Below are 15,072 nucleotides of genomic sequence, written 5' to 3'. Positions count from 1 at the left end.
GCGGAGCCGCCGAGAGCGCTCCAGTTCTTTAACGAGACGAGATTCGCCATGACCCTGAAGACCATCGAAGGTACCTTCACCGCAGCCAAGGGCCACTATGCCCTGGTGGTCGGCCGCTTCAACAGCTTCGTCGTGGAAAGCCTGGTACAGGGCGCCATCGATACCCTGGTGCGCCATGGCGTCGACCAGAGCCAACTGACCATCATCCGCGTGCCCGGCGCCTTCGAGATCCCACTGGTGGCGCAGAAGGTCGCCCAGCGCGGCGAATTCGACGCCATCATCGCCCTCGGCGCGGTGATCCGCGGTGGCACGCCGCATTTCGAATACGTCGCCGGCGAGTGCACCAAGGGTCTGGCTCAGGTGTCCCTGCAGTTCGGTGTGCCGGTCGCCTTCGGCGTCCTCACCGTCGACTCCATCGAGCAAGCCATCGAGCGCTCCGGCACCAAGGCCGGCAACAAGGGCGCCGAAGCGGCCCTGTCCGCCCTGGAAATGGTCAGCCTGATGGCGGCCCTGGAGGCCAAGTGAGCGCGAATCGCGACGACGGCCAGGGCGCCAAACCGGTCAAAAGCCGGGTGGCGGCGCGCCGCCAGGCGCGTGTCCTGGCCATGCAGGCACTCTACCAATGGCATGTGGCGGGCCAGTCGCTCAACGAGATCGAGGCGCAGTTTCGCGTCGACAACGATTTCGCCACGGTCGATGGTGCCTATTTCCACGAGATCCTGCACGGCGTGCCGCGCCAGAAGACCGAACTCGACGCGGCCTTCGCGCCGCTGCTCGACCGTCCACTGGCGGAGGTCGATCCGGTGGAATTGGCCATCCTGCGGCTGTCCACCTACGAACTGAGCAACCGTCCCGACGTTCCCTACCGCGTGGTGATCAACGAAGGTATCGAGCTGGCCAAGGTATTCGGCGCCACCGACGGACACAAGTTCGTCAACGGTGTGCTGGACAAGCTGGCGCCGCGCCTGCGCGCGGCCGAAATCCGCGGCGGCAAGCGCTGAGCGAACGCCGATGGGCGAGTTCGAACTGATCCGCTGCTACTTCGCCGCCACCGCCTGCGCGCAGGCAGCGCCCGGCGTGGTCCTCGGCATCGGCGACGACTGCGCCCTGCTGGAGGTTCCCGCCGGCGAGCGGCTGGCGATCTCCACCGACACCATGGTCGCCGGGGTGCATTTCCCCGCCCCCTGCGATCCCTTCCTGCTCGGTCAGCGAGCCCTGGCCACGGCCGCCAGCGACCTGGCGGCGATGGGCGCCACGCCCCTCGGTTTCACCCTCGCCCTGACCCTGCCGGCGGCCGATCCGGCCTGGCTGGCCGCCTTCGCCCGCGGCCTGGACCACAAGGCACGCGAGTGCGGCTTGGCGCTGATAGGCGGCGACACCACCCGTGGTCCCCTGTGCATCAGTCTGAGCGTGTTCGGCCGAGTACCGGCCGGCCTGGCGCTGTGTCGGAATGGCGCGCGGCCCGGCGATCTGCTCTGCGTCGGCGGTCCGCTCGGCGACGCCGCCGGCGCCCTGGAACTGGTGCTCGGCCGGCACCAAGCCCCGGCCGAAGTCGCCAGCCCCCTGCTCGCGCGCTACTGGTCGCCACGGCCGCAGCTATCCTTGGGGGTGGCGCTGCGTGGCAAGGCGAGCGCGGCGCTGGATATCTCCGATGGTCTGCTCGCCGATTGCGGGCACATCGCTTCGGCTTCCGAGGTGGCGCTGTGCATCGAACGCCACCGCGTGCCGCTGTCGGTGCCGTTGCGCCGCCTGCTCGGCGAAGAGGCGGCGTTGGCCTGCGCCCTTGGCGGCGGCGACGACTACCTGCTGGCCTTTACCTTGCCGCCGCGCTTTTTCGCCGCCCTGCAGGCCGAATGGCCGCTGCGGGTGATCGGCCGGGTCGAGGCCGGTACGGGCGTGCGCCTGCTGGACGAGGCCGGCCGGGAAATCGAGCCGCCGACCGGGGGCTATCAACATTTCGGGAGTCCGCGTGACTGAATTCGTGCGCATGCCGCCGTCGGTGTGGCGCAATCCCTGGCATTTCCTGGCTTTCGGCTTCGGCTCCGGGACGCTGCCCAAGGCCCCCGGCACTTGGGGTTCATTGGTCGCGCTGCCCTTCGTGCCACTCTGGCAGGCGCTGCCGGACTGGGGCTATTGGCTGCTGCTCGGGCTAGTCATGCTGTTCGGCTTCTGGCTGTGCGGCAAGGTCGCCACGGACCTCAGGGTGCACGACCACGAAGGCATCGTCTGGGACGAGATGGTCGGCATGTGGATCACCCTCTGGCTGGTGCCGGAAGGCTGGCAATGGCTGCTGTTGGGTTTCGCGATGTTCCGCCTGATGGACATCCTCAAGCCCTGGCCGATCCACTGGATCGACCGCCATGTGCACGGCGGCGTAGGCATCATGCTGGATGACGTGCTGGCCGGGGTCTTCGCCTGGCTGGCGATGCAACTGCTCGTCTGGGGATCGACTTGGCTATGAGGCTGGCATGGCTGAGGCTGCTGTCGTGTTGCTGCCTGCTGGGCGCCGTGCTCGCCGGGGCGCAAGAGTTGCCGGAGGGGAAGGAACAAGTCGGGGATATCCTGCTGGTCGGCGTCGAGCGCAAGGGGTATACCGGCGCCGATGCCCGCGGCCTGGTCTGGGAGGTCCTGCGCCTGGTCTTCGAGCCGGCCGGATTTCAGGTGCACACCCGCACCGTGCCCTATACCCGGGCGGTCGGTCTGGTCGCCCGTGGCGATGCCGACGCCTGGGTCGGCGCCTATCCGGAGGAAACCGCGGGAGCGCTGTTCCCTCAGTGGCATTATGCCGCCGAGGTGATCGGCGCGCTGGGACTGGCCTCGTCGCCGATACCGCGCCTGGAGGATTTGGGCAACTTCCGCCTGGCCTGGATACGCGGCTATGCCTTCGACAAGTACCTGCCGCAACTGCAACGCTACCAGGAGATCCAGCGCTACAACGGCGCCTTGGCGATGCTCCGGGTCGGCCATGCCGATTATCTGATCGCCGCCCGGGCCGAACTCGAGAGCGTTCTGGCCTGGGCGGAGACGCCCGACGCCTACCGCATCACCGACCTGACCTTGCGGCCCCTGTACCCCGGTTTCGCCGACACCCCGCGCGGGCGCGAACTGGCCGCGCTGTACGACCGGCGCATGGCCGAGCTGGTGCGCTCCGGCGAGCTGCGGCCGATCTTCGCCCGCTGGCAACAGCCTTATCCATTCGACTGAGGCGTTCCGGCGGCGGGGCGGATTTGCGCCGGCCCACCGCCAGGTCGGAAGCAAGGCCGAGGCCCCGGAGGTGCCCGGCGTCGGGCCGGTGATCCCGCGAGGCGTGCCGCCCATGTCCGGCATGAGCTTCCCGAACCTCGCGCTCGCGGAAGATGCCGATGCTGGCGTCGAGGCGCTAGCGACGACGGTCGGTCGTCGGCAATTCCGGCTGCGCCGCCAGGCGGCGTGGCTGTTACAATGACGGCTTGCCGCATTTTTCAGGAGTCTTCCGGTGTCCGTCGTCTTCGTCGCCGCATCCAAGCTGCCCACGCCGTTCGGCGTCTTCACCATGCATGGTTTTCTCGACGAAGCCACCGGCAAGGAGCATGTGGCACTCACCCTGGGCAAGGTGGACGATGGCGCGCCGGTGCTCGGTCGCCTGCATTCCGAATGCCTGACCGGCGATGCGCTGTTCAGCCTGCGCTGCGATTGCGGCTTCCAACTGGAGGCGGCACTGCGCGCCATCTCCGCCGAGGGCCGCGGCGTGCTCCTCTACCTGCGCCAGGAAGGGCGCGGCATCGGTCTGCTCAACAAGATCCGCGCCTACAAGCTGCAGGACGCCGGCGCCGACACCGTCGAGGCCAACGAGCGCCTGGGTTTTCGCGCCGACCAGCGCGACTACGGGATCTGTAAACCGATGCTCGAGCATTTGGGCATCATCGCGATCAAGCTGATGACCAACAATCCGCGCAAGGTCAAGGCGCTGGAAGGGGTCGGCATCCAGGTGACCGAACGGGTACCGCTGCAAACCGGGCTCAACCCTTACAACCAGAAATACCTGGCGACCAAGGCCGGCAAGCTCGGTCACCTGCTCGGCAATCTGCATCAGGGCGAGGTGGAGACGCCGACCGGGAGCTGAGATGGCGCGCACCACCGGCCCGGATCGGCGCGTCGGGGCTCCGGCAGTTGGCTTGCGGCCTCTCTGTGCCATCCTGCTGCTGTGTTTCGTTCTGCCGCTGGCCGCTGCCGCCGAGCGGGTAGTTAGTCTGGCGCCGTCGCTCACCGAATCGATGCTGGAACTGCAGGCCGGCGACCGTCTGGTCGGTGTGCTCGATGGCGGCGAGCGGCCGGCGGCGCTGGCCAGCCTGCCGTCGCTGGGACGCTGGGGCCGGCTGGAAATGGAAACCTTGCTCGCCCTGCGCCCGGACCTGATCCTGCTCTGGCCGGACAGCATAAGCGCGGCGCAGCGCGAACAGCTGCGTAGCTTCGGTATCCCCGTATTCGAGGCGCAGCCCCGGCGCCTGGAAGACATCGCCGCGCAACTCGAAGCGCTCGGCGGGCGGGTCGGGCGCGCCGAGCGGGGACGCGAATTGGCCGCGCAGTTGCGCCGGCAACTCGACGAGCTGCGTCGTCAATACCGTCGCGAAGCGCCGCTGCGGGTCTTCTATCAGGTCTGGGACCGCCCGCTGTACAGCATCGGCGGTCCGCAGATCATCAGCGATGCCCTGCGGGTCTGCGGCGCTGTGAATCTCTTCGCCGACCTCGACCTGCCGGCGCCGCAGCTCTCCGTCGAGGCGGTGCTGGCGCGCGATCCCGAGGTAATCCTGGTCAGCCAGCCGGAGCAGCGCGATGCCTGGCAGGCCTGGCCGCAACTGCAGGCCGTGCGGCGCGGACAGGTCTGGGCCGTGCCCGACCGCGGCCTCGAGCGGCCCAGCCCGCAGATGCTGGCGGCTACCCGCAAGCTGTGCGAACTGCTGCATCGGGTCCCTTAGCTGAGTGCAGCAATCAGTTCGTCCTTGCGCATCCGCCAGCGGCCCCGCACGCCCAACTCGGCGGCGCGTTCGAGCAGGGCCGTGCGGCTCATGGCGCTCAGCGAGGTGCTGCCCAACTGCTCGCGGGCACTGGCGGAGCCCCGGTTAGGCGGCTGACCGCGGCGGCTCTCCGCGGCCCGGCGGGCCAAGTCCTTGCGCTCGGCGCGCTTGGCGGTTTCGCTCTTGCGCTGCCCGGAGCCGCTTTTCTCGCCGCCCCCGGACTGCTTGTTGACCGTGGCCCAGGCACGTGCCTGGGCCTCCTCTTCGGGAACCCCGCGGGACTCGTAGCTTTCCTCGATGTGGGCAATCGCATGAATCGCTCGCTCGATACCGGACTGGAAAGGTTGTGTGAGCCTTGGCATGGCTGCTTGCCGAGGGGCCGGACAGTCCCTGTTTCGGCCCTCGGCCGAGTCACTTTCTCTTTGCGCGCGCAAAGAGAAAGTAACCAAAGAGAAAGCGCGCCCGGTCATTCGGCCCCGGCTGCGCCGGGGTTCCCTCGCTCCGGCGCCGCTCCGAGGATCGTCGCACAAGGGGCATCCATGCCCCTCGTACGACTCTCGCCGCCTCCCCGCGGCTCGCCCCTCTACGCGACGCCTGCGCTCGGCCTTCTGAACGGAAGTCCGGCTCCGGGTTGCCTGAAAGCGCTTTCGCTCTTGCGGCGCGACCTGTCAGGCTGCGCCAGATGCTCCCTTCAGGAGGCCGAGCGGAATCGTCGTGGAAGGGGTCGAGCGGCAAGGATGCCGCGAGAGCCGCGATGGGCCATGGCATGGATGGCCCTTCGCGGCGAGCCCCTGGAGCGGCGATGCAGGGAGGGAACCCGGAGCGAAGCGCAGGGCCGGATGAGGGGGTGGCCTTCTTTTTGGTTACTTTTTTTTCTTGGCCAGGCAAGAAAAAGTGACTCGGCCGGGGGGGGGCCGAAACAGAAGGTATCCGACCACTCGGCAAGCAGCCAATGCACTGGATCTGAAGACCACGCCGGAACGACCAAGGACACAACCTTTCCAGCCCAGTATCGGGCAGGCATTTCATGCGATTGCCCTGCTTTCCTCGATGTGGGCGGCCTTGCGCTTTTGCTTGTTGGTATAGCTGGACTTGTTACCCCAAGACATGAGGCTCCCCCTGCGCGCGTGGATCACAGAAGGTTCGACCGGCCCGCGGGGGAAGGTTTCACCGCTTGTCGAGGCAGGTCGCGATCGGGTTAATCTTGGCCGACTGGCGGCTTGTTGACGGGAGAAAGGCCCATGAGGGCGAGCTTCAGGACACGCTACCCCTTAGTGCTGGTGCATGGTCTGCTCGGCTTCGTGCGCCTGCCCGGGCATTCCTACTGGAACGGCATCGATGTGGCGCTTCGCCGGCAGGGCGCGCAGGTCCATGCGGTACGGCTGTCCGGCGTGCACGACAATGAGGCGCTGGGAAACCAGTTGCTCGAACGCATCGCCGCGATCCGCGCCGCCAGCGGCGCGCGCCGGGTCAATCTGCTCGGTCACAGCCAGGGTGGCCTGAGTGCCCGCTACGTGGCGGCGTTGCGCCCGGACTGGGTGGCTTCGGTGACTACCGTGGCCACGCCCAACCAGGGGTCCGAGGTGGCCGACCGGCTGCGCGACCTGCTGCCGCCCAGCGGCCGACGCGAGCGCCTGCTGGCGCTTGGCTTCGAGGGCCTGGCACGGCTGATGGAGCGGTTGGAATGCGCCGAGCCGGGGCTCTGCCTGCCCCTCGACGGACCGGCTTCGCTGCTGGCGCTGACCAGCGAGGGCATGGCCGGCTTCAATGCCCGCTATCCGCAGGGGCTGCCCGAGCGCTGGGGTGGCGAGGGTGCCGGAGCGGTCGACGGGGTGCGTTACTACTCCTGGAGTGGCGTCCTGCGGACGCGCGTCGACGCCGTGCCGGATTTCGATCCCGGACATGCCCTGTGTCGACGGCTGGCCCGCTGTTTCGCCCGCGAGGCCGGGCAGAACGATGGTCTGGTGGGCCGTTTCAGCTCGCACCTGGGCAAGGTGATCCGCTCCGACTATCCCTTCGATCATCTGGATGTCATCAACCGCTGCCGGGAGCCTCGGGAGAATGAGACCAGGCCGCTCGGTGTATATCTCGAGCACTTGGCGCGGCTGGCCGAAGCCGGGCTGTAGGAGGTATTTCCCCATAACGCGGGAAATGCTCCATGAGTTGCCTTCAGCGCAACTCCAGCGTGCGTCCGTCGAGGATGAGGCGCTCGGCGCGCATCTCGGCGCTGCCGTCCTTGCGCGGATAACCGACCAGAATCACCGGCCTGCCCGGCCGCAGATCGTTCCTGATCGCCCCACGCGACAGCAGGCGCGAGGAGGGACCCAGCAGCACCTTCCACTCCGTGCCCCGGTAATCGACCCGCACCTCAGTCTGCGGGCGGCGGTACAGCACCTGCTTCAAGGGCGCCTCGATAGTCAGTCTTCTTCCCGTGTCGTAGGTATCCCAGCCTTGGCCGGCCAGTCCCATGGAAGCGCCGATCAGCAGGGAGGCAACGAGCAGCAGTGCGAGGAGGAAGACCAGCAAAAGGCGGTTGTTATGCATGATGTGTGCCCTCGTTTGAGGCCTCGGTTATCCTCAAAACCATAGGCCAGAATCTTTTCGCCGGAGCCCGGCCCGACCAGGCGCGCCGCAAAAGGCGGGGCGGAACTGTGCGGGGGCGGCGCCGTTCAGCCGTAACGCCGACGCGCTTCGATGGCCAGGCCGCTGCCGATGCCGCCGAAGCGGTCGCCCTCGACCTGCCGGGCATTCGGCAGCAGCGCGGCGACGCTCCGGCGCAGCGCCGGCACGGCGCTGGAGCCGCCGGTGAAGAACAGCGTGTCGATCCGCTCGTGGTCGATCCCGGCGCCGCTCAGCAGGTTCTCCAGGCTGGCGCGCACGCGCTGCAGCAGCGGCTCGATGGCCCGCTCGAAGAGCGCACGGTCGAGGTCGGCGGCCAGCTCCGCCTCGATGCGCGACAGGTCGATGCGCTGCCGCTCGTTGTCGCCGAGAGCGATCTTGGCGTCTTCCACCTGCATCGCCAGCCAGTGCCCGGCGCGCTGTTCGATCAGGCGGAACAGCCGGTCGACGCCCGTGGTGTCGAGTATGTCGTAGCGCATGCCCGTCAGCGCCCGCTGCGAAGCCTGGGCGTAGACGGCATTGATGGTGTGCCAGGTGGCCAGGTTGAGGTGCGTGCTGGTCGGCATCGGCGCGCCGCTCTTCATCTTGCTGCCGTAGCCGAACAGCGGCATCACGCCCTGCAGGCTGAGCTGCCTGTCGAAGTCGGTACCGCCGACGTGCACGCCGCCGGTGGCGAGGATATCGTCCTGTCGCTCGGCCAGGGCGCGGCGCGCGGGGGCCAGGCGCACTAGGGAGAAGTCCGAGGTGCCGCCGCCGATATCGACGATCAGTACCAGCTCCTCGCGTTCGATGACCGATTCGTAGTCGAAGGCTGCGGCGATGGGTTCGTACTGGAAGGAAACCTCCTTCAGGCCCAAGTCCTTCGCCACCTCGGCCAGGGTGTCCGCGGCTTCCCGGTCGGCCTGTGGGTTCTCGTCGACGAAGAACACCGGGCGGCCCAGAACCGCCTCCTCGAAGGGGCGTCCGGCCTGCGTCTCAACGCGCCGCTTCAACTCGCCGAGAAACAGCTTGAGGATCTCCTTGAACGGCAGAGCGCTGCCGAGCACCGTGGTCTCGCTTTTCAGCAGCTTGGAGCCCAGCAAGCTCTTCAGCGAGCGCATCAGGCGCCCCTCGTAGCCTTCCAGGTATTCATGCAGGGCGCGCCGGCCGAACACCGGCCGGCGCTCCTCGAAGTTGAAGAACAGTACCGAGGGCAGGGTGATCCGGCCATCCTCCAGGGGGATCAGTGTTTCCTCGCCGGGGCGCAGCCAGCCGACGGTGGAGTTGGAGGTGCCGAAGTCGATGCCGCAGGCGCGGGCGGGCAGGGCGGTGGTCATGGCGCGGGCTCGGGCGAAAAAAGGGCGCGCATTCTAGCAGGCACCCGGCCGGCAGGTGTCGCTCAGGGATGAAGTGCGTGGCGGTAGGATTCCGCCTTGTGCTCGACCCAGTGTTCGATCAAGGCGCGCAGTTGCGATAACTCCACCGGCTTGGCGAGGTGGCCGTCCATGCCGACCCGCTGGGCATGCTCGCGGTGCTCGCTGAGGATATGCGCGGTGAGCGCGACGATCGGCGTATGCGGCCGGAGTTCGCTGGCTTCCCAGGCGCGCAACTGCTCGGTGGCGGCGAAGCCGTCGAGCACCGGCATCTCGCAGTCCATGAGCACCAGGTCGTACTGCTTGGCCTTCATCGCCTGCAGGGCCTCCTTGCCGTTGCTGGCGGTATCCGGTTGCAGGTTGAGCTTGCGCAGCATGCCGCGGATGACCTTGGTGGAGATGCTGTTGTCCTCGGCGACCAGGATGCGGAAGTCGCTCGGCACTTCCAGGGGAGCATTCTCCTCCAAGCCGGCGGCTGGCTGCGCCGCCCGGCGCTTGCCGAGCTCCTCGGCGAGGGTGGTCTTCAGCGTGTAGCCCGCCACCGGCTTGGCCAGGCTGCAGGTGATGCCGGCATTGCGCGTATAGACCCGTCCCGGCGCATCGCTGAGGCCGGTCAGCATGACTAGCAGGATGTCGTGATTCAGGCCGGGGTCTTCCTTGATCCGCTGGGCCAGTTGCAGGCCGCTCATGCCGGGCATGTTCTGATCGAGCAGCGCCGCGTCGAAGTATTCCCCCAGATGGGCCTTGGTGCGCAGCAGGGCCAGGGCTTCCTTGCCGGAGGAGACCGCACTGACCTTCATGCCCCAAGCGCCGCACTGCTGCAGCAGGACCTTGCGGCAGGTGTCGTTGTCGTCCACCACCAGCAGGCGGGCGTCCTGCAGCGGGCTGTCCAGGTCGGCGACCTGATGCTCCAGGCGGGCCGGGTCGAGGGGCAGCGACAGCCAGAGCGTGGTGCCGCGGATCGGACCGGCATCGATGCCGCAGACACCGTGCATCAGGGTGATCAGTTGACGGGCGATGATCAGGCCGAGGCTGCCGTCGATCTGTGCGGCGGAGAGCAGGTCGCTGCTTTGTACGCGGCTGTTCAGCATCGCTTCGCGTCTGGAGTTCGGCATTGGTTCCCCAGTGTCCTGCACGGCGATGTGCAGGTTCGGCCGGGGACCCTCAGTTTCCAGCGACACCTTGAGCAGGATCTCGCCTTCGTCGGTCTGCTGGAAGGCGTTCTCGATCAGGGTCAGCAGAATCTGGCGCAGCCGCGTCGGGTCGCCGTTGATCACTCGCGGCACCTGCGGCTGGATGAAGCTGATCAACTCGACATGGCGCCTTTCCGCCTTGGCGCGGAAAATGCTCAGGCAGTCCTCGATCAGGCCATTAAGGTCGAACTGCACGTCGTCCAGTTCGATCTGGCCGGATTCGAGACGGGAGATGTCGAGAATGTCGTTGATCAGGCTGAGCAACTCGTTGCCCGAGCTGTTGATCGTCTGCACATAGTCGTATTGCTTGGCGGTCAGCGGCGTGCCGAGCAGCAGTTCGGTCATGCCTAGGACGCCATTCATCGGAGTGCGGATCTCATGGCTGAGCTTGGCCAGGAATTCGCTCTTGGCGCGCAATTCGGCGTTGCTCGCCGCTTCGCTGGTGCGCCAGGCGGCGCGGTCCCGTTCGATCTTGCTCTTCCGCTCGGCCAGGGCGAAGACGAGCAGCAGGCCGCTGGCGGTGGTAAAGGCGAAAAACGCGAAGATCTGCCAGCAGGGGCCTAACTGGCCGAAATCCAGCTGCATCGACAAATAGGCGCTGAAACCCAAGTGGAAGAGCAGCGTCCCGATCAGCGCCAGGCGTGCCGGACGATAGCCATGCAGCCAGTGGTAGAGGGCATAGCCGGTCGCGCTCAGGCTGGCGAGCAGGATCAGCCCGCTGCGCAGCATGTCGTGGGGCGAGACGCCGTCTAGCACGGCGGCCAACGTCAGCACGGTGATCTCGCCGCGCAGCAGCCAGTCGAGCAGGCGTGGAGACTCTTCCTGGTCGAAGAAGCTGCGAGTGAACTGCAGCAGGAAGAGGACGCTGAGGAGGGCGGTGATATCCGCCACCCGGATCTGGTAATGCCCGAGTTGCGGCAACCAGGCGCCGAGCAGGCCGAAATGTGCGATGGTACTGAGCAGGAGCGTGCCCTGTATGGCCGACAGCCAGAGATTGCAAAGCCCCCTGTTGTAACCGAAACGGACCAGGTGATAGATCATCCCGAGGGCAAGGGCGCTGATCAGCGCGCCAAGGGTATAGGCCAGCTTGTTCTTATCCAGCAGTCCGGCGGTGTCCACGTAGTCGAACCAGGCCGGCGCGGCTTGCCGGGGAGCCAGTCGCAGCCAGACCTCGCGCGTTGTCTGGTCCGTCGGCAGGTCGAACAGGTAAGCCTGCCCGGACGTGGAGAGGCCGTCCGGGAGCATGGCTCCGGTCTCGACCCGGCGCTCCGTCGCGCCCCTATTGGTCAGGAAGAAGTCGACCTGGTCCACGCGCGGGGCGAACACCCAGATCCAGCGCGGGGTGTCGTGCCCGGCGATGGACACGCGCAGCCAGGCAGCCTGGTTGGCCGGCAGGATGAGGGAGCGGTGGCCGAGCGGGTCGAAATGGTCGCGCCGCTCGATAACATCCTTCAGGGTGAGGCTGGCCGATTCGTCGAAAAGGATTCGCCAGTCGCCGTTCGGTGCGCCGGGGCCGAGCGGGCCAAACTGTTCGTCCGAGCGCAGCAGGCTACTTGCCAGGGTCGGCAAAGCCGCGAGTACGACCAGCAGCAAACTGACGATGAGCATTGTGGCATTCCAAGGCCGGCGCACGACGAAGTCCCTTCCCAAATGAGTGGCTAAATTATAACCAATTGTCTGTAGATGAGGTAATGGCCGAAAAGGCCATCAGCCGATGGCCTTTTCGGCCGATCTGTCGTTTTTCGGCGATTATCGCAAGCTTTCAGCCTTCCCGGGCAATGGCGCGGTGGCCGATGTCCTTGCGGTAGAAGCAGCCGCTCCAGCGGATTTTCTCCGCCAAGCGGTAAGCCTGCTGCTGCGCGGAGGATACGCTCGTGCCGATAGCCGTGGCGCAGAGCACGCGGCCGCCGCTAGTGACGACGCGTCCGTCCTTGAGCGCGGTGCCGGCATGGAACACCTTGCCGTCGAGCTGCGCGGCGGCATCCAGGCCCTCGATGGTGTCACCCTTGGCATAATCGCCCGGATAACCGTCGGCGGCCAGCACCACGCCCACGGTCGGGCGCGGGTCCCAGCGGGCCTCGACCTTGTCCAGCGCCCTGGCGAGCGCCGCTTCGACCAGAAGCACCAGCGAGGATTCCAAGCGCAGCATTACCGGCTGGGTTTCCGGGTCGCCGAAGCGGCAGTTGAATTCGATGACCTTGGGCGCGCCCGATTTGTCGATCATCAGGCCGGCATACAGAAAGCCAGTGTAGAGGTTGCCCTCGGCGGCCATGCCGCGCACGGTCGGATGGATGATCTCATCCATCACCCGCCGGTGCACCTCGGGGGTGACCACCGGCGCTGGAGAGTAGGCGCCCATGCCGCCGGTGTTGGGGCCGCTGTCGCCGTCGCCGACGCGCTTGTGATCCTGGCTGGTGGCCATCGGCAGCACGTTCTGGCCGTCCACCATGACGATGAAGCTGGCCTCTTCGCCATCGAGAAACTCCTCGATCACCACGCGGGCGCCGGCATCGCCGAAGGCATTGCCGGAGAGCATGTCGCGCACGGCGGCTTCGGCTTCCCCGAGGGTCGTGGCGACGATCACGCCCTTGCCGGCGGCCAGACCGTCGGCCTTGACCACGATGGGCGCGCCCTGCTCGCGCAGGTAGGCCAGGGCCGGCTCGACCTCGGTGAAGTTCCGGTAGGCAGCCGTGGGGATGTCATGGCGGGCCAAAAAGTCCTTGGTGAAGGCCTTGGAGCCTTCCAGTTGGGCGGCGCCGGCGGTTGGGCCGAAGATGTCCAGGCCGCGCGCGCGGAATAGATCGACCACACCCTTCACCAGCGGGGCCTCGGGACCGACGATGGTCAGTTGCACATGCTTCTCGGCGAAGTCGGCCAGTTCCTCAAGGGCCAGCACGTCGATGGCGACGTTCTCGCACTTGGCTTCGGTAGCGGTGCCGGCGTTGCCGGGCGCGACGAAAACCTTCTCGACGCGCGCATCCTGCGCCACTTTCCAGGCCAGGGCGTGCTCGCGACCGCCGCTGCCGATGATCAATACGTTCATTGCGTTCTCCTGGGGAGAGTCGGACTTGTGGCCCGATCGGTGGACAGCTATGGCTGTCCACCCTACGAAAAAAGGCGCCTCGGCACGAGGTCGCAATGGCGCCGGTAGATGCAGGGCGCCCTGGGCTTCGGCAAGCGCAGTTGCCTGATGGCAGTGAGCATTGGCGGAATCCGGGGCAACGCCGCGGATGCCGGCTTACAGTGCGGCCGGAATCAATGCCTGAAGTGGCGCATGCCGGTGAATACCATGGCGATGCCCGCCTCGTCGGCCGCGGCGATCACCTCGTTGTCGCGCATCGAGCCGCCCGGCTGAATTACCGCAGTGATGCCGGCCTTGGCCGCATTGTCGATGCCATCGCGGAAGGGGAAGAAGGCATCGCTCGACATCACCGCGCCCGCGACCTCGAGCCCGGCGTGCTCGGCTTTGATCGCGGCGATCCGCGCGGAGTTGACGCGGCTCATCTGGCCGGCGCCGACGCCAATGGTCTGGCGGTTCCTGGCATAGACGATGGCATTGGACTTGACGAACTTGGCCACCTTCCAGGCGAAGATCAGGTCGTGGATTTCCCGCTCGGTCGGCGCGCGCCGGGTGACGACCTTGAGGTCGGCCTCGGCGATCATGCCGATGTCGCGGCTCTGCACCAGCAGGCCGCCGTTGACGCGCTTGAAGTCCAGGCCATTGGCGCGCTCGGCCGGCCACTGGCCGCATTCGAGCAGGCGCACGTTAGCCTTGGCCGCCACCGCCTCGCGGGCTTCAGCGGAAACGCTGGGGGCGATGATCACTTCGACGAACTGGCGCTCGACGATGGCTCTGGCGGTCGCGCCGTCCAGTTCTCGGTTGAAGGCGATGATACCGCCGAAGGCGGACTCGCTGTCGGTGGCGTAGGCCAGGTCGTAGGCTTTGCGGATGCCGCCCTCGTCTTCCGGTACCACGGCGACGCCGCAGGGGTTGGCGTGCTTGACGATGACGCAAGCCGGCTTTACGAAGCTCTTCACGCACTCCAGCGCGGCATCGGTGTCGGCCACGTTGTTGTAGGACAGCTCCTTGCCCTGCAACTGGCGGGCAGTGGCCACGCTGGCCTCGGCCGCACCGGTCTCGACGTAGAAGGCCGCCTTCTGGTGCGGGTTCTCGCCGTAGCGCATGTCCTGAGCCTTGATGAACTGGCTGTTGAAGGTACGCGGGAACGCGGCACGGCCTTCGGTGGTAAGGGTTTCGGCGCCCTGTTCGATGGTGCCCAGATAGTTGGCGATCATGCCGTCATAGGCTGCGGTGTGCTCGAAGGCCCTGAGCGCCAGATCGAAGCGCTGGGCGTAGGTCAGGCCGCCGTTCTTCAGGCTCTCGAGCACGCTGGCGTAGTCGGCGGCGTTGACCACGATAGCGACGTCCTTGTGGTTCTTCGCCGCCGAGCGGACCATGGTCGGTCCACCGATGTCGATGTTCTCGATGGCCTCGGCGAGGCTGCAGCCGGGCTTGGCCACGGTGGCGGCGAAGGGGTAGAGGTTGACCGCGACCAGATCGATCGGCTGGATGCCGTGCTCGGCCATGACCGCCGCGTCGAGATCGCGGCGGCCGAGAATGCCACCGTGGATCTTCGGATGCAGGGTCTTCACCCGACCATCCATCATTTCCGGAAAACCGGTGTAGTCGGCTACTTCTACGGCGTCGACGCCATGCTCGCGCAGCAGCTTGAAGGTGCCGCCGGTGGAAAGGATCTCGACGCCGAGAGCGGCGAGCTCGCGGGCGAAGTCGACGACGCCGGTCTTGTCGGACACGCTAATTAGCGCGCGGCGGACGGGAAGGCGGGTAGTCTGGTCGGTCATCTCGGGTTCCATCAGGACAGGATTGAATGGAAACGGGAGCGGTCCGGCCGC

General features: G+C 66.9%; 15 protein-coding genes. 9 read left to right on the top strand and 6 right to left on the bottom strand.

What is annotated here, in order from left to right; genetic code table 11:
• Positions 1-48: 48 nt before the first annotated feature.
• The 8 genes from ribH (at position 49) to ACGI6K_RS18500 (ending at position 4,955) form a co-directional block, all read left to right on the top strand.
• A complete protein-coding gene (gene ribH / locus ACGI6K_RS18535; protein ID WP_376949128.1) occupies positions 49-525 on the top strand; it encodes a 6,7-dimethyl-8-ribityllumazine synthase in 477 nt (158 codons plus the stop codon).
• The gene (gene nusB / locus ACGI6K_RS18530; RefSeq protein WP_376949126.1) at positions 522-1,001 is read left to right on the top strand and encodes a transcription antitermination factor NusB; all 480 of its coding nucleotides are present in this window, start codon (positions 522-524) and stop codon (positions 999-1,001) included. The genes ribH and nusB overlap by 4 nt, the downstream gene beginning before the upstream one ends.
• Before the next feature lie 10 nt (positions 1,002-1,011).
• Positions 1,012-1,977 (top strand): thiamine-phosphate kinase, encoded by a 966-nt coding sequence (gene thiL, locus ACGI6K_RS18525; protein WP_376949124.1) that lies wholly within the window; start codon positions 1,012-1,014, stop codon positions 1,975-1,977.
• 10 nt (positions 1,978-1,987) lie between these two features.
• Entirely contained in the window at positions 1,988-2,461 is a 474-nt protein-coding gene (locus tag ACGI6K_RS18520; RefSeq protein ID WP_376949162.1) for a phosphatidylglycerophosphatase A family protein, read from the top strand.
• The gene (locus ACGI6K_RS18515) at positions 2,458-3,204 is read left to right on the top strand and encodes a substrate-binding periplasmic protein (RefSeq protein WP_376949123.1); all 747 of its coding nucleotides are present in this window, start codon (positions 2,458-2,460) and stop codon (positions 3,202-3,204) included. Before ACGI6K_RS18520 ends, ACGI6K_RS18515 begins: the two co-directional genes overlap by 4 nt.
• A gap of 112 nt (positions 3,205-3,316) precedes the next feature.
• A complete protein-coding gene (locus ACGI6K_RS18510) occupies positions 3,317-3,445 on the top strand; it encodes a hypothetical protein (RefSeq protein ID WP_376949121.1) in 129 nt (42 codons plus the stop codon).
• 30 nt (positions 3,446-3,475) lie between these two features.
• Positions 3,476-4,102, top strand: coding sequence for a GTP cyclohydrolase II (gene ribA / locus ACGI6K_RS18505; protein ID WP_376949120.1), 627 nt, complete (start codon positions 3,476-3,478; stop codon positions 4,100-4,102).
• 1 nt (position 4,103) lies between these two features.
• A complete protein-coding gene (locus ACGI6K_RS18500) occupies positions 4,104-4,955 on the top strand; it encodes a cobalamin-binding protein (protein WP_376949118.1) in 852 nt (283 codons plus the stop codon).
• On the opposite strand, the gene ACGI6K_RS18495 is transcribed toward ACGI6K_RS18500, so the two are convergent.
• Positions 4,952-5,356 (bottom strand): termination factor Rho, encoded by a 405-nt coding sequence (locus ACGI6K_RS18495; protein ID WP_376949116.1) that lies wholly within the window; start codon positions 5,354-5,356, stop codon positions 4,952-4,954. The two genes, ACGI6K_RS18500 and ACGI6K_RS18495, sit on opposite strands and share 4 nt — an antisense overlap.
• 879 nt (positions 5,357-6,235) lie before the next feature.
• Here ACGI6K_RS18495 and ACGI6K_RS18490 point away from each other — a divergent pair.
• Positions 6,236-7,120: an esterase/lipase family protein gene (locus tag ACGI6K_RS18490; protein WP_376949114.1), complete on the top strand. Its 885-nt coding sequence runs from the start codon at positions 6,236-6,238 to the stop codon at positions 7,118-7,120.
• A gap of 43 nt (positions 7,121-7,163) precedes the next feature.
• Here ACGI6K_RS18490 and ACGI6K_RS18485 read toward each other — a convergent pair whose 3' ends face one another.
• From ACGI6K_RS18485 to purH, 5 genes are all read right to left on the bottom strand, one after another.
• A complete protein-coding gene (locus ACGI6K_RS18485) occupies positions 7,164-7,538 on the bottom strand; it encodes a DUF6152 family protein (RefSeq protein ID WP_376949112.1) in 375 nt (124 codons plus the stop codon).
• 125 nt (positions 7,539-7,663) lie between these two features.
• A complete protein-coding gene (locus ACGI6K_RS18480; RefSeq protein ID WP_376949110.1) occupies positions 7,664-8,929 on the bottom strand; it encodes an Hsp70 family protein in 1,266 nt (421 codons plus the stop codon).
• 62 nt (positions 8,930-8,991) lie between these two features.
• On the bottom strand, positions 8,992-11,766 hold the full coding sequence (locus ACGI6K_RS18475; RefSeq protein WP_376949108.1) for a hybrid sensor histidine kinase/response regulator: 2,775 nt from the start codon (positions 11,764-11,766) through the stop codon (positions 8,992-8,994).
• A gap of 154 nt (positions 11,767-11,920) precedes the next feature.
• Positions 11,921-13,201: a phosphoribosylamine--glycine ligase gene (gene purD, locus ACGI6K_RS18470; RefSeq protein ID WP_376949106.1), complete on the bottom strand. Its 1,281-nt coding sequence runs from the start codon at positions 13,199-13,201 to the stop codon at positions 11,921-11,923.
• A 212-nt stretch (positions 13,202-13,413) separates the two neighbouring features.
• Positions 13,414-15,021: a bifunctional phosphoribosylaminoimidazolecarboxamide formyltransferase/IMP cyclohydrolase gene (purH, locus tag ACGI6K_RS18465; protein ID WP_376949104.1), complete on the bottom strand. Its 1,608-nt coding sequence runs from the start codon at positions 15,019-15,021 to the stop codon at positions 13,414-13,416.
• Positions 15,022-15,072: the final 51 nt, after the last annotated feature.

The organism is Azorhizophilus paspali, assembly GCF_043587585.2.
Taxonomy (GTDB): domain Bacteria; phylum Pseudomonadota; class Gammaproteobacteria; order Pseudomonadales; family Pseudomonadaceae; genus Azotobacter; species Azotobacter paspali.
The sequence above is the reverse complement of the archived record's forward strand: the minus strand, read 5'-3'. Positions and strand labels throughout refer to the sequence as shown.

Excerpts from the sequence above, each read along its gene's own strand:
- ribH (WP_376949128.1), top strand. The coding sequence starts at position 49 with ATGACCCTGAAGACCATCGAAGGTACCTTCACCGCAGCCAAGGGCCAC.
- thiL (WP_376949124.1), top strand. The coding sequence starts at position 1,012 with ATGGGCGAGTTCGAACTGATCCGCTGCTACTTCGCCGCCACCGCCTGC.
- ACGI6K_RS18520 (WP_376949162.1), top strand. The coding sequence starts at position 1,988 with ATGCCGCCGTCGGTGTGGCGCAATCCCTGGCATTTCCTGGCTTTCGGC.
- ACGI6K_RS18515 (WP_376949123.1), top strand. The coding sequence starts at position 2,458 with ATGAGGCTGGCATGGCTGAGGCTGCTGTCGTGTTGCTGCCTGCTGGGC.
- ACGI6K_RS18510 (WP_376949121.1), top strand. The coding sequence starts at position 3,317 with ATGTCCGGCATGAGCTTCCCGAACCTCGCGCTCGCGGAAGATGCCGAT.
- ACGI6K_RS18500 (WP_376949118.1), top strand. The coding sequence starts at position 4,104 with ATGGCGCGCACCACCGGCCCGGATCGGCGCGTCGGGGCTCCGGCAGTT.
- ACGI6K_RS18495 (WP_376949116.1), bottom strand. The coding sequence starts at position 5,356 with ATGCCAAGGCTCACACAACCTTTCCAGTCCGGTATCGAGCGAGCGATT.
- ACGI6K_RS18490 (WP_376949114.1), top strand. The coding sequence starts at position 6,236 with ATGAGGGCGAGCTTCAGGACACGCTACCCCTTAGTGCTGGTGCATGGT.
- ACGI6K_RS18485 (WP_376949112.1), bottom strand. The coding sequence starts at position 7,538 with ATGCATAACAACCGCCTTTTGCTGGTCTTCCTCCTCGCACTGCTGCTC.
- ACGI6K_RS18480 (WP_376949110.1), bottom strand. The coding sequence starts at position 8,929 with ATGACCACCGCCCTGCCCGCCCGCGCCTGCGGCATCGACTTCGGCACC.
- ACGI6K_RS18475 (WP_376949108.1), bottom strand. The coding sequence starts at position 11,766 with ATGCTCATCGTCAGTTTGCTGCTGGTCGTACTCGCGGCTTTGCCGACC.
- purD (WP_376949106.1), bottom strand. The coding sequence starts at position 13,201 with ATGAACGTATTGATCATCGGCAGCGGCGGTCGCGAGCACGCCCTGGCC.
- purH (WP_376949104.1), bottom strand. The coding sequence starts at position 15,021 with ATGACCGACCAGACTACCCGCCTTCCCGTCCGCCGCGCGCTAATTAGC.